Origin of the sequence: Bradyrhizobium sp. OK095, assembly GCF_900109945.1 — a bacterium.
GTDB lineage: Bacteria > Pseudomonadota > Alphaproteobacteria > Rhizobiales > Xanthobacteraceae > Bradyrhizobium.
This window is the reverse complement of the sequence record NZ_FOBX01000003.1, coordinates 32,548-46,210: the sequence shown is the minus strand read 5'-3', so window position 1 is coordinate 46,210 and position 13,663 is coordinate 32,548. Positions and strand designations below refer to the sequence as shown.

13 protein-coding genes are annotated in these 13,663 nt (G+C 63.1%); 8 read left to right on the top strand and 5 right to left on the bottom strand.

From position 1 onward, the window contains the following. The first annotated feature begins 21 nt into the window (after window positions 1-21). Complete coding sequence (locus BMW89_RS09145; protein WP_092026223.1) at window positions 22-801, top strand: amino acid ABC transporter ATP-binding protein; 780 nt, start codon at window positions 22-24, stop codon at window positions 799-801. Between the two features lie 34 nt (window positions 802-835). Beyond that, the gene (locus BMW89_RS09140; RefSeq protein ID WP_092024827.1) at window positions 836-1,756 is read left to right on the top strand and encodes an aminotransferase class IV; all 921 of its coding nucleotides are present in this window, start codon (window positions 836-838) and stop codon (window positions 1,754-1,756) included. A gap of 466 nt (window positions 1,757-2,222) precedes the next feature. Here BMW89_RS09140 and BMW89_RS09135 read toward each other — a convergent pair whose 3' ends face one another. The 3 genes from BMW89_RS09135 to BMW89_RS09125 form a co-directional block, all read right to left on the bottom strand. Continuing rightward, a complete protein-coding gene (locus BMW89_RS09135; protein WP_092024825.1) occupies window positions 2,223-3,314 on the bottom strand; it encodes a TRAP transporter substrate-binding protein in 1,092 nt (363 codons plus the stop codon). A gap of 191 nt (window positions 3,315-3,505) precedes the next feature. Then, window positions 3,506-4,648, bottom strand: a complete 1,143-nt coding sequence (locus BMW89_RS09130; RefSeq protein WP_092024824.1) for an Mrp/NBP35 family ATP-binding protein — start codon at window positions 4,646-4,648, stop codon at window positions 3,506-3,508. Window positions 4,649-4,701: 53 nt separating this feature from the next. Then, complete coding sequence (locus BMW89_RS09125) at window positions 4,702-5,139, bottom strand: VOC family protein (RefSeq protein WP_092024822.1); 438 nt, start codon at window positions 5,137-5,139, stop codon at window positions 4,702-4,704. Window positions 5,140-5,334: 195 nt separating this feature from the next. On the opposite strand from BMW89_RS09125, the gene BMW89_RS09120 reads away from it, so the two are divergent. The 6 genes from BMW89_RS09120 to BMW89_RS09095 all read left to right on the top strand — a co-directional run bounded on the left by BMW89_RS09120 (window position 5,335) and on the right by BMW89_RS09095 (window position 10,919). Beyond that, window positions 5,335-6,207 carry an NAD(P)-dependent oxidoreductase gene (locus tag BMW89_RS09120; protein ID WP_092024820.1) on the top strand — a complete coding sequence of 291 codons (873 nt, stop codon included), beginning with the start codon at window positions 5,335-5,337 and terminating at the stop codon, window positions 6,205-6,207. A 22-nt stretch (window positions 6,208-6,229) separates the two neighbouring features. Continuing rightward, the gene (gene nhaD, locus BMW89_RS09115) at window positions 6,230-7,507 is read left to right on the top strand and encodes a sodium:proton antiporter NhaD (RefSeq protein WP_092024818.1); all 1,278 of its coding nucleotides are present in this window, start codon (window positions 6,230-6,232) and stop codon (window positions 7,505-7,507) included. 139 nt (window positions 7,508-7,646) lie between these two features. After that, a complete protein-coding gene (locus BMW89_RS09110) occupies window positions 7,647-9,233 on the top strand; it encodes a sensor histidine kinase (RefSeq protein ID WP_092024815.1) in 1,587 nt (528 codons plus the stop codon). Window positions 9,234-9,276: 43 nt separating this feature from the next. Next, window positions 9,277-9,480, top strand: a complete 204-nt coding sequence (locus BMW89_RS09105; protein WP_092024813.1) for a DUF1289 domain-containing protein — start codon at window positions 9,277-9,279, stop codon at window positions 9,478-9,480. 28 nt (window positions 9,481-9,508) lie between these two features. Further along, a complete protein-coding gene (locus BMW89_RS09100) occupies window positions 9,509-10,063 on the top strand; it encodes a TIGR02281 family clan AA aspartic protease (protein WP_092024811.1) in 555 nt (184 codons plus the stop codon). A 187-nt stretch (window positions 10,064-10,250) separates the two neighbouring features. Next, window positions 10,251-10,919 (top strand): outer membrane protein, encoded by a 669-nt coding sequence (locus tag BMW89_RS09095; RefSeq protein ID WP_177195933.1) that lies wholly within the window; start codon window positions 10,251-10,253, stop codon window positions 10,917-10,919. Window positions 10,920-10,972: 53 nt separating this feature from the next. Here the strand turns inward: BMW89_RS09095 and dusA are convergent, their stop codons facing one another. Beyond that, entirely contained in the window at window positions 10,973-11,968 is a 996-nt protein-coding gene (dusA, locus tag BMW89_RS09090) for a tRNA dihydrouridine(20/20a) synthase DusA (protein WP_092026218.1), read from the bottom strand. Window positions 11,969-12,525: 557 nt separating this feature from the next. Continuing rightward, on the bottom strand, window positions 12,526-13,650 hold the full coding sequence (locus tag BMW89_RS09085) for a mandelate racemase/muconate lactonizing enzyme family protein (protein WP_092024809.1): 1,125 nt from the start codon (window positions 13,648-13,650) through the stop codon (window positions 12,526-12,528). Window positions 13,651-13,663 lie beyond the last annotated feature (13 nt).

Below are 13,663 nucleotides of genomic sequence, written 5' to 3'. Positions count from 1 at the left end.
ACCAGTCCTGGAAACGGTGCAATGTCTGAAACGATCCTTCGCGTGACGAATTTGCAGAAGCGGTTTGGTGACCTGCACGTCCTGCGTGGGATCGATTTTGCTGTGGAGCCCGGCGAGCGCATTGCGATCATTGGAGGCAGCGGTTCTGGAAAGAGTACGCTCTTGCGCTGTCTCAACTTCATGGAGAGCCCAACCTCGGGGACGATAGAACTGGACGGCAAAACTCTTGGAAGGCCTGTCAGGGGCAATCCCGACGACAGGCTCTATCCCGAAGGCGAACTCTGTGCCGTTCGCGAGCGCGTTGGCATGGTGTTCCAGCAGTTCAATCTGTTCCCGCACATGACCGTGCTCGAAAATGTCATGGAAGGCCTGGTGACGGTCAAGAAGATGAAGAAGCAGGAGGCGCGTGAATGCGCGCTGAAAGAGCTTCAAAAGGTCGGTCTTGCGGACAAGGTTGATGCCTATCCGGGCCGTCTTTCGGGTGGGCAGCAGCAGCGCGTTGCCATCGCGCGTGCGCTGGCGATGATGCCCGAGATTCTGCTATTCGACGAACCAACGTCATCGCTCGATCCGGAGCTTGTTGGCGAGGTCCTGCGAGTGATCCGTGCGCTCGCCGACGAGGGGCGCACAATGCTACTCGTCACTCACGAACTCGGATTTGCGTATCACTACGCGACAAAGGTGATCTTCCTCGCCGATGGCGTGTTCCATGAAGTGGGGACGCCTGACGAAGTGCTGAAGCATCCGAAGCAGGAACGCACGCGCGCTTTCCTGAGCCGTTTTACAGAATTTTCCTTCTAGGCGCGTGGCGGAAGTATCCGGGAGGCCCTCCAGAATGACAACATCGACTTCAAGCAAAACCAGCTCGCAGGGCTACATCGACGATGATCGCAACGACAACGTCATGATCTTCGTCAACGGTCAGTTTCATAAAAGAGACGAGGCGAAAGTATCGGTTTTCGATGCCGGCTTTGTCCTTGGCGATGGCGTCTGGGAAGGAATTCGCCTGGTTAAGGGGAAGATTGTCGCGCTGAACGATCATTTGGATCGCCTATACGAGGGAGCACGTGCAATCGAGCTCGACATCGGCCTGACACGGGATCAAATGGTTGATGCCATTTGGTCAACGTTCAAAAACAACGGCATGACCGACGGTGCGCATGCGCGGCTGATGGTTACCCGCGGTCGAAAGAAAACTCCCAACCAGGATCCGCGCTTTGCGCTGGGTCAGCCGACGATCGTGATCGTAGCTGAGTACAAGACACCTAAGCCGGAATCGAAGACCAAGGGCTTGAGTCTCTTCACGTCAGCCATTCGCTGCAGTGGGCCCGACGTTTTTGACCTGCGGCTCAACTCGCATAGCCGGCTCAACTTCATCCAAGCGCTTATTCAGGCAATCAACGCTGGCGCGGATGAGGCGCTCATGCTCGACCCACATGGGTTTGTCGCAAGCTGCAATTCCACCAACTTTTTCATCGTGAAGGGTGGCGAATTGTGGACCTCCACGGGCCGCTTCAACTTCAAAGGCATCACGCGTCAGAAGGTGATCTCCCTCTACGGTCGGGACGGCGGTGTGGTCCGCGAGCACGACTTCACCCTGGCCGAAGTGTACAATGCGACGGAAGCATTCGTGACCGGTACCCTGGGTGGAATCACGCCAGTGGCTCAGGTCGACGGCAGAACAATCGGACGGGGGCAGCCCGGTCCGGTCACACAGCGCATCGCCGATCTGTACGCAGAGTTCATTTCGTCCTGATAACATTCCTGAACTTCATCGGGATCGAAGCTCATCGGCGCCTCCGGGGATCGGCGCCGATTAATTTCGGATTATACGATTATTGCATTCTGCTCCTGTTTTACCCGACGAGTCAAACGGCCTTGTTGGTCGGCTGAGCCCAACTCCATCCATCGTCATTGCGAGCGCAATGACGATGCGGGGTGCCGAGGCGCGCCAAACGACGATGTCGTTCCGGTCGCCATCAGGCGCAGATCGTCGCGCTGGCCGGGTTCTGCCGGCTGATTGCCCCGTCCCGTCGATTTACCCCGACGCGGCAAGTCGTTAGCCCCACCCACCGGGCAACGTGCCCTCACCCCGTTTCTACTGTGCATGGGGTTGTTTTCGACATTTCTTGTTTTGGCACCTGCGAATGCACCCGCAAAAAACAAAAAGCCCGGCCTCGCGAACGAGACCGGGCTCCGTCGTCTTGCTTCGCTTCGAAAGATCAGCCGCGGGTGCGCGAGCGGATCATGAAGCTGTCATAGGTGTATTCGGCGACCTGCCACCACAGATATTCGTCGGAACGGTAGGCCTGCATGGCGTCGATCGATTTCTTGAAGTCGGGGTTCTTGGCCGAGATCTCGCCCCACAGTTCGTTGGTCGCCTTGAGGCAGGCTTCCAGCACCTCGTTGGTGAAGGGACGAAGCTGGGTGCCGCCGGCCACCAGGCGCTTCAGCGCGCCCGGGTTCTGCATGTCGTAGCGCGCGGCCATCCAGCTGTTGGCGTTGGCCATCGCGTTGGTGAGGATCGCCTGGTAGTTCTTCGGCAGCGAATTCCACTTGTCGAGATTGGCAAAGGCATGGACGGTCGGGCCGCCTTCCCAGAAGCCGGGATAGTAGTAGTACTTGGCGACCTTGGCGAAGCCGAGCTTCTCGTCATCGTAGGGGCCGACCCACTCGGCGGCGTCGATGGTGCCCTTCTCCAGCGCCGGATAGATGTCGCCGCCAGCGAGCTGCTGCGGCACCACGCCGACCTTCTGAAGCACCTGGCCGGCAATGCCGCCGATGCGCATCTTGAGGCCGGACAGATCCGCAACGGTCTTGATCTCCTTGCGGAACCAGCCGCCCATCTGCGTGCCGGTGTTGCCGCAGGGGAAGCCGATCACGTTCGACTTCTTGAAGAACTCGTTGCCGAGCTCCATGCCGCCGCCCTGATACCACCAGGAGTTCTGCTGGCGTGCGTTGAGGCCGAACGGCACCGAGGCGTAGATCGCCCAGGTCGGGTCCTTACCGACATAGTAGTAGGAGACGGTGTGGCACATCTCGACCGTGCCGCTGGTGGTCGCGTCGAGCGCCTGCAGGCCGGGAACGATTTCGCCCGCTGCGAACACCTGAATCTGGAACTTGTTGTCGGTCATCTCGGCGACGTACTTCGCCACCTGCTCGCCGCCGCCATAGATGGTGTCGAGCGACTTCGGGAAGCTCGACGTCATGCGCCACTTGATCTCGGGCGAGGACTGCGCGATCGCCGGCGAGGCCACCGCGGCGGTCGCCGCCGCGCCTGCTGCCGACACTTTCAGAAAATCACGACGCTTCATCTTCTTGTCTCTCCTTGTTGGGGCGTTTCCCCTAACTTCCTCTTTGTCGCCGCTCATTCCGGCGACGCGTTTTGGGCCGCGTCGGACCGAAGGGGCTTGACTGCCGTGGCCTTTAACACGGACGGCCCGGTTTCGGAACGCGACATTGGCATGACGGGGCTCTACGAAAGTCGCATGTCCCCAGAACCGGCTCAGGCCGCGGCGATGACGCCCTTGAGCTGGTCCCGGACCTGCCCCGCAATGGCGCGATAGATCGCCGCATGAGGCCCGTCCGGCTCGCTGTCGACCACCGGGCTACCGGCATCCGACGAGGCGCGAATCGCCATGTGGAGCGGGATCTCGCCCAGGAACGGCACGTCCAGCTTCTCGGCCTCGTGGCGCGCGCCGCCATGGCCGAAAATGTCGGATTTCGTGCCGCAATGCGGGCACTGGAAATAGCTCATGTTCTCGACGATCCCCAGCACGGGCACGTTGACCTTTTTGAACATCGCAAGGCCCCGGCGCGCGTCGATCAGCGACAGGTCCTGCGGGGTCGAGACGATCACGGCGCCCTTCAGGGGCACGTTCTGCGCCAGCGTCAGCTGGGCATCGCCGGTGCCGGGCGGCATGTCGACAACGAGCACGTCGAGCGTGCCCCACGCGACGTCGCGCAGCATCTGCGTCACCGCCGACATCACCATCGGGCCGCGCCAGATCATCGCGGTCTCTTCCTCGACGAGGAAGCCGATCGACATGATGGCGAGGCCGAAACGCTTGAGCGGAATCATCTTGCGCTCGCCGTCGAGCTCCGGCTTCTCGTGCAGGCCCGTCAGGCGCGGCACCGAGGGGCCGTAGATGTCGGCATCGAGCAGCCCGACCTTGAGTCCGAGGTCGCGCAGGCCAAGCGCCAGATTGAGCGCGGTGGTCGATTTGCCGACGCCGCCCTTGCCCGAGGCGACCGCGATCACCGCTGCAACGCCCGGAATCTCCGACTGCCGCGCCATCGGCGATTGAGCGCCGCCCTGCGGTGGCGGCTTGTGGGCGTGGACCGGCTGCACGCCGGGCGAGCCGCGGCTCGGCTGCGGGGGTGGCGGTGGTGCTGCACCCGCCTTGCGCTCGGCGGTCAGTGCCACCATCACGGTGGTGACGCCGGGCATGGCGCGCACGGCCGCCTCGGCCTCGGCCCGGACGGATTCCCAGGCCCGCGCTTCGGCGGCATCGACGTTGATCGAGAAGAACACCTTGCCGTCGGCCGCGCTGATCGCGCTCAGCACATTGGCATTGGTGAGCGCGACCCCGCGGGGCGACTTGATCCTGGCGAGGCTGTCGAGAACCTGTTGCTGCGTCACGCTCAAAGCGCATCTCCTAGATTTCAAGATGCCCCATTAGAGCGGAAACACCCAAAAGGCTACTGCCTGCCAATGTCACCAGCCATCTCGGCGGGCGCCGCCCCCTGCTCCAGGGCCGCCTCGTAATTCAGCTCGATCATGACCCCGTTGGGGTCGTGGACGAAGATCTGCCAGAGGTCGCCGCCGGGCACCTGGCGGGAGTCGAATTTCATGCCTTTGGAGGTCAGCCGCTGCTTCATGCCGTCGAACCCGCGGCTGACGAAGGCGACGTGATGGACAACGCCGGAATCCGGCTTTTGCGGCTCCGAGGTCGGGGAGATATCGACGAGGTGCACCACCGGCTTGCCCTCGCTGTACATCCAGGCGCCGGGGAATGCGAAATTCGGCCGGGCGCCATTTTCCAGGCCCAGCACGTCCTCGTAAAAGCGGACCGTCTCGGCCAAATTCCGGGTCCGGATGTTGAAATGATCGAGCACACCAACGCTCACGCCGCCCATGCTTTCGCTCCCTTGTTTTGAAGTCCTTAAGGTCCGCTATCCTAGCACGGGAGGCCGCCAAACGAAGCCGTTGCCCTCCGCACTTAAGGGTTTATGGTGCGCCCGATCCGTTTCAAGACGGAACCTCAAAAATGCCGCTTGGGCGCCTCCGCCCGGCTACAACCGTAAAACTCAAACTACGGACAAGGTACCACAATGGCTAAAATCGCTTTCCTCGGTCTCGGCGTGATGGGCTTCCCCATGGCCGGACACCTCGTGAAAAAAGGGGGCCATGAGGTCACCGTCTACAACCGTACTGCGGCCAAGGCGAAGGAATGGGCGGACAAGTTCGGCGGCAAGACCGCGGCGACCCCGAAGGCCGCGGCCGAAGGCCAGGACTTCGTGATGTGCTGCGTCGGCAACGACAACGATCTTCGCGCGGTCACGATTGGTGCTGATGGCGCGTTTGCCGGCATGAAGAAGGGCGCGACCTTCGTCGACCACACCACCGCCTCGGCCGAAGTCGCGCGCGAGCTCGATGCGGCCGCAACCAAGGCCGGATTCAAGTTCATCGACGCACCCGTATCAGGCGGTCAGGCCGGCGCCGAGAACGGCGTGCTGACGGTGATGTGCGGTGGCGCCGAGGGCGCCTATGCCGGCGCCGAGCCGATCATCAACAGCGCCTACGCGCGGATGTGCAAACTGCTCGGGCCCGCCGGCTCGGGGCAGCTGACCAAGATGGTCAACCAGATCTGCATCGCTGGCCTGGTTCAGGGCCTCTCGGAGGGCATCCACTTCGCCAAGAAGAGCGGCCTCGACGTCGCCGCCGTGATCGAGACCATCTCCAAGGGCGCTGCGCAATCCTGGCAGATGGAGAACCGCTACAAGACCATGAATGACGACAAGTACGATTTCGGCTTCGCGGTCGAATGGATGCGCAAGGACCTCTCGATCTCGCTGGCCGAGGCCCGCCGCAACGGCGCCAACCTGCCTGTCACCGCGCTGGTCGACCAGTTCTACGCCGAAGTCGAAAAGATGGGCGGCAAGCGCTGGGATACATCGAGCCTGCTCGCGCGCCTCAATCGCTGATCTCGAACGTTCCGGACCTGTCTTGCTGATCGCGATCGCCGCCATCTTCGTTCTGGCCTACGCGGCCATCGCGCTCGAGCACCCCATCGGGGTCAACAAGAGCGCGTCTGCGCTGTTGGCTGCGGGCCTGCTCTGGACAGTCTACGCGCTCGCGACGGGCGACCACGCTGTGGTCGGCCGTCAGCTCGACGACTCCGTCGCCTCCACCGCGCAGATCGTGTTCTTCCTGATCGGCGCGATGACCATCGTCGAGGTGATCGACGCTCATGACGGCTTCGAGGTCATCACTTCCCGCATCAGCACGACCAGCCAGGTCAGGCTGATCTGGCTGATCGGCTTCGTGACGTTCTTCCTGAGCTCGATCCTGGACAATCTGACGACCACCATCGTCATGGTCTCGCTGATCCAGCGGCTGATTGCCCGGCGTGAGGACCGCCTGCTGTTCGCCTCGCTCATCGTCATCGCTGCGAATGCTGGCGGCGCGTGGACCGTGATCGGCGACGTCACCACGACCATGCTGTGGATCGGCGGACAGATATCTCCGGTGAAGATCATGGGCGCGGTGTTCCTGCCCTCGCTGGTCAATCTGCTGGTGCCGCTCGCGTTCCTCAGCTTTTCGCTCAAAGGCAAGAGTATCGCGCCGCCGCAGAAGGACGACGGGTTGCAGGGCGTCGCTCCGTTCGAGCGAAACGTGATGTTCTATCTCGGGCTCGGGACGCTCGTCGCGGTACCCGCCTTCAAGACGGTCACGCACCTGCCGCCGTTCATGGGCGTCCTGCTCGGGCTGGGCGTCGTCTGGCTGGTCGGCGAGGTCGTGCATCGCGACAAGGACGAACATGTGCGCAGTCCCCTGTCGCTGGCGCATGCGTTGACGCGGATCGACATGGGCTCGGTCGTGTTCTTCCTCGGCATCCTGCTCGCGGTCGCCTGTCTCGAACATGCCGGCCTGCTCTCGACGGTGGCCCGATGGCTGGATGCCATGATCGGCCGCCAGGACATCATCGTCGTCGTGCTCGGGCTGCTCAGCGCGGTCATCGACAACGTGCCGCTGGTGGCTGCGACCATGGGCATGTACGACCTCGCGCATTATCCGCCGGACAGCTTCCTCTGGGAGTTCATCGCCTATTGCGCCGGCACTGGCGGGTCGATCCTGATCATCGGCTCGGCCGCCGGCGTTGCCGCCATGGGGCTCGAGCGGATCGAGTTCCTCTGGTACGCCCGCCGCATCGCCGTGCCCGCGCTCGCGGGCTATCTGGCGGGCGCCGTGGTCTATGTCGCGCAGCATGCGTGGCTGCATTGAGAGGCGCCGCGCGAACTAAAAATTAACGCGGGGTTAACGTAATTCTTTAGCTCCTTAAGTCACCTCTTAAGGATTTCTTGCCAGAGATAGACAATGCAGAAGGCCCGCGTCCGGCGCGGGCAGGAATCGTTGTTGCTTGATGAGTAACCCCGCTGAAAAGCCAGAGGTAGTTCAGCTTCCGGCCGAGCCGGCAAGCGCTCCATCGGCGAGCAGCCGACGGGCTGCGTCGCAGCGGGTGCGCGAGGCGCGCGATAAGTTAACGTCGACCAGCGGAACCCGGCCGGCCTTCGACGCCGAGATGCTGCGCCAATATGCACAGACGCGGCTGTCGGCCTCCTATGTCGTGATGCTGCTGGTGGTCGTGACCGGCGTGCTGTTCGGGCTGTGGATGCAGCCGATCCCGGCCGCGGCCTGGACCGCCGGCATGCTCTGCATCCACGCCGCGATGATCCGCAGCTGCCACCGCTTCCTGGCCGAACCCGCCTCGCCCGCGGCAACGCGCGCCTGGCAGACCCGCTTCGTCATGCTCGATCTGCTCTATGGCCTGTGCTGGATGGCGATCCTGATCCATCCCGTCCTCGACATGGTCACGGAAACGCTGATGATGTTCCTGATGCTGCTGGTGATCGCAGTATCGAGTATGCTGGCGGCCAGCCTGCCGATCGCAGCTCTCGCCGCCACCGCGCCGGTTGCGGTCGCGATGGCGCTGAGCTTTGCGATGACCGGCGCGCTGGACAATTACATCCTGGCCGCGCTCGCGCTTGCGGCCGAAGGCTATTTCGTGCTGCTGGCACACCGCCTGCACTCCTCGACCTTCGCTACGCTGGAAGCACGCGCCGAGAAGGACGCGCTGATCGGCGAACTGGAACAGGCGAAAGCAATCTCCGACGAAGCGCGTCACCGCGCCGAGGCCGCCAACGTCGCAAAATCGCGTTTCCTGGCGCAGATGAGCCATGAGCTGCGCACGCCGCTGAACGCGATTCTCGGCTTCTCCGAGGTGATGAAGAGCGAGATCTTTGGCGCGCATGCCGTGCCGGTCTACAAGGAATATTCCGGCGACATCCACAATTCCGGCGTGCACCTTCTCAACCTCATCAACGAGATCCTCGATCTGTCGCGGATCGAGGCCGGCCGTTACGAATTGAACGAAGAGGCGGTGGCGCTGGTCGGAATCGTCGCCGACTGCCACCACCTGATGAAGCTGCGCGCCTCGAGCCGCGGCATCACCATCCACGAGGTGTTCGAGCAGGCCATGCCGCGACTGTGGGCCGACGAACGTGCGATCCGCCAGGTCGTGCTCAATTTGCTCTCCAACTCGATCAAGTTCACCCCGCAAGGCGGCGAGATCTGGCTCAAGGCCGGCTGGACGGCGTCGGGCGGACAATATCTGTCCGTGAAGGATTCCGGCTCCGGAATCCCCGAGGACGAGATTCCGATCGTGCTCGCCTCGTTCGGCCAGGGCTCCAACTCGATCAAGTCGGCCGAACAGGGCGCAGGGCTGGGCCTGCCCATCGCCAAGAACCTGATCGACCTGCATGGCGGCACGTTCACGCTGAAATCGAAGCTGCGCATCGGCACCGAGGTGATCGTCACCTTCCCGCCGGAGCGCGTGATGAGCGCGCTGGCGCCGATGTCGGATGATTCTCCGCCGCTCCAGCCGGAGGTGCCCGACGAGAAGCGCCGGCCGCGCCACAAACCGATCATGAGCGCAGGTACGGGCTCCTAAACCATGCTTGCAGACATACCCGCCAATCCTTCACTATGTCCGGATGAGCAAAGAAACACCGTGCGTCGCCGTCTGCATGATCGATCCCAAGACCAAGCTGTGTTTCGGATGCGGCCGCACCTTGCCGGAGATCGCACGCTGGCACGCCATGGAAAGCGCGGAGCGTCTCTCGGTCATGGCGCTGTTGCCGGCACGCATGACGGATGCTGGATTGCAGCCGATCGCGGGATCGCCGAAACGCGCCTGACCGGCCTGCGCATCAGCGGAGGCGCGCAATGATCCGCTTCCTGCTCGTTCTCGTCATGCTCGCCGGCACAGCCGGTGCCGTGGTCGCTTATGGCGATCCCGACCAGTTCGTGCGCGCGAGCACCAAGGTCTCGCACATGTTTCGCGCGCAGACGGCCTCCCCGGCGCCTGCCGTGCAGATCCAGCGCGGCCAGGGCGGCGAATTCGCGCTGCGTGCAAAGATCAACGGCATCGCCGCGCCGATGGTGATCGATACCGGTGCGACCTCGGTGGTGCTGACCTGGGAAACCGCAAGAGCGATCGGACTGCCGCTCGATATGCTCGAGTATAACGTCGATCTCGAGACCGCCGGCGGCCACACCAAGGCCGCTCGCCTCACGCTCGACCGTCTCTCCGTCGGCCATCTCGTCGAAAAATCAGTGCCGGCCCTCGTCGTGCAGCGCGGCCAGATGAAGACCAATCTGCTCGGCATGAGCTTCCTCGATCGTCTCGAAAGCTGGGGCGTTCGCTCCGACACGTTGATGCTCACCGGCTATCCGGAGCTTCAGGGCGGCCACCGGCGCCCGCGCACGGCGATCGATTAGACGCAGTCGCGCAAATCCACCGTCCTCACACTGCAACAGGCGACGCGCTCGCCGGAGCGGGCCGAGTGTGGCATTTCCGCTATTTACAAACCGCCCAGTCGGTTTATAACAATCACCATTCCCGGATCGGGGTTGGATGAGTGCTGCTCACCCTTAGGGGATGCGGCCAAGTGGGAGATTGAGAATCATGACTGCCAGAGCCGCCTTACGCTGCACGATGCGCGCCCTGCCCTTTGCCGCTGCGTTCGCAGCGGGCAGCGCCTGCGCTGCGGACCTGTCGCCGCGCTATGCAGCGCCGGCCTCCGCCTACACGACGCCTCAGCCCGTTTATTCGTGGACGGGCCTCTATGCGGGCTTCAACGCCGGCTATGCCGAGAGCGGCGACAACGCCTTCAACAATCTCGTCGGCACCGGCGGCGGCAAGGTCAAGGGCGCCGTTGGCGGCGTGCAGATCGGCTACAACTACCAGATCTCGCCGATGTTCGTGGTCGGCATCGAGAACGACTTCGAAGGCGGAGACATCAAGAACCACGACGCGCTCAACAGCGCCGCAATCAGCCTGCCCTGGTATATGACCGGCCGCGCCCGCGCCGGCATCGCCACGATGGATTCACGGCTGCTTTTCTTCGGGACCGCCGGTCTTGCCACCGGCGAACTGAAGGACGGCCCGATCAACAAGATGAAGATGGGCTGGACCGCGGGCGGCGGCGTCGAATGGGCGTTCTTGCCGAAATGGTCGGCCAAGGCCGAATATCTCTACACCGACTTCAAGCATAACGATTTGGCGGACTGGAACGCCGCGAAATTCCACACCTTCCGCGTCGGCGTGAACTATCACTTCGATCTGTTCCGCTAAAACCAATCGACGAAGAGCCGGATGTCGCAATCCGGCTCTTCGTGTGATTACGGCTAGGCCGCCGCTTCCGCCGGCGCGCGCGCACCGACCCGCGCGATCGCATCGCGCAGCACGTCCACACCTGCGCCCGGCTTCACCCCATTCTCGGCGAGATGGCGGCGGAAGGCGCGTGCGCCGGGCACGGCATGGAATGCCCCGACGAAATGCCGCGTGATGGCGTGCAGCCGCGTACCCCGTGCAAGCTGCTGCTCGATATAGGGCATCATCGCCTGGAACGCCTCCTGCATGGTCGCATGCGGCGCCGCCTCGCCGAAGATATCGGCATCGACCGACAACAGCCGCCACGGCTCCTGATAGGCGGCGCGGCCGAGCATCACGCCGTCGACGTGTTCGAGATGGGCTTTCGCTTCGTCGATGCCTGGGATGCCGCCATTGATGATGACGGGCACGTCAGGCATCGCGCGCTTGAGGCGATAGACGCGGTCGTAGTCGAGCGGCGGAATGTTGCGGTTCTCCTTCGGCGACAGACCGTTGAGCCAGGCTTTTCGCGCATGCACGATCAGCGCATCGCAGCCGGAGGCGACCACCGCGCGCGCGAGCGTATCGAGTGCGACCTCCGGATCCTGGTCATCGATGCCGATGCGGCACTTCACCGTGACGGGCACGGCAACCGCACGCTTCATCGCCTCGACGCACCGCGCCACAAGCTCCGGCTCCGCCATGAGGCAAGCGCCGAAGCGGCCATCCTTCACACGGTCGGACGGGCAACCGACATTGAGATTGATCTCGTCATAGCCGAACTCCTCGCCGATCCGCGCCGCCTGCGCGAGCTCGCGCGGATCCGATCCGCCGAGTTGAAGCGCGACCGGATGCTCGACCGCATCGAACCCAAGCAGCCGCTCCCGGTCGCCATGAATGATCGCACCGGTCGTCAGCATCTCGGTATAGAGCAGCGCCCGCCGTGTCAGGTGACGGTGGAACACCCGGCAATGCCGATCAGTCCAATCCATCATGGGCGCCACGGAAAAGCGGCAGTCTAAGCTATTCATTTCGTTTGTCTTTTTTGTCTCCATTCGGTCCCACATCGGATTGGACCGACTGAAGAATTTGGTGCGATCGAGCTTTCCCGAGCTGGCTTTCTACGATCATATCCGCTCCGATTGGAAGCCAAATCGCCGCCTCCGTACACACATCGTGCACACGAAAACCCGAGTGCACAGGCCTGGCGACCTGTGTGTACCGAAAACCCTATCCGCGTTGCTGGGGTGACGCGTAAGGTGAAGGGCCGGGTGCGACTGACAAACAGCGACCGCTGGTTCTTTATCCAGCTGTATCGTTGGTTTCCGTCGATCCTGGAGGTCCTTACGATCATCGGCCCCGAGACACTCGTGCGTTGGCATCGGGCAGGCATTCGCTGCTAATGGCGTTGGAAGTCGCGCTCGGTAGGTAGGCGGCCACTGCTGGACACGGACCTCCAGAGACCTCGTCTGGATCAACGTCACCGCGAACCCGACGGCCGAATGGATTGCGCGCCAGATAACAGAGGCATTCGCAAGCGATCGCACTTTGATAGCCCGCCGCGTCTGACGACACCGTCGCCGCGGGCCTATACGCTGCGGTAACAAGCGATAGTTGAAAGATCTGGCACAATTCCGAGCCCGGGCTCGTCGCTCAGCAAAACGGTGCCTTCGCGCACGGTCTCGACTGGACCGCAGAACAGATCGCGCAGCGGATTGTCGTTGGCGTCGACCTCGAGCCATCCGGCACCTCCAATACCCGCGAGGAGATGCGCCGAGGCGAGCAGTCCGATGCCGCCACCGAGATAATGCGGGCAGAACGTTTTACCCGACTTCAGAACGTCTCGCGCGAGGCCGGCACAGACGCTGAGCCCGCCCCATTTCGCGATATCGGGCTGAACCACACCGAGCACCTCTTCCGCCAGAACCTCCCTGAAGCCCGCAGCGCTGGAGATGTTCTCGCCCGCGGCAATCGGCATCTTCGCGCTCGCCCACAGCCTACGCCACTCCTCGCGCGGCCGATCGGCACGGATCGGCTCCTCCAGCCAGCGCAGATCGAACTCGGCCAAGCGCGGCAGCACCTCCAATGCCTGATCCACCGACCAGCCCTGATTGGCATCCGTGGCGAGCATGCCCGCGCCGACGATCGCGCGCAGCGCGGTGAGGTTGGCAAGGTCGGTCTCCGCGCCGAACCCGACCTTCAACTTCAGCGCGCGATGGCCGCGCTTAAGCGCGGCTTCCGCCATTTGCGCGGCGCCGCCGGGATTGATGCCGCTGGCATAAACCTTGATCTTTCTCGACTGCCCACCGAGCAGCCGCCACAGCGGCAAGCGCTGCCGCCTTGCGGCGAGATCCCAAAGCGCGAGATCGATGCCTGCAATTCCTTGCGCGAACGGACCGGGCTCGCCGCATTGAAGTGCAAGGACCTCGGTACCCTCAGTCAAGGCCTCGAAAGCCTGCGCGGGGCCGTCGAACCTGCGCTCGACAAGACCCGGCGCAAGCACGTCATTGACAAGCCGGGCGCGATGCTCGGCGCCCGGTGCGGGAAAGTTGGACCAGGCTTCACCCCACCCCTCGACGCCATCCTCGTCGACAGCGCGAACGAAGACGGCGGGTCGGTTGAGCATCTTGCCGAACGAAGTCACCACCGGCGTCGCCAGCGGATAGCGATAGCAGAACGCCTCGATCGAACGGATGGTGAAGCTGTCAGTCATGTTGCAGATCCTG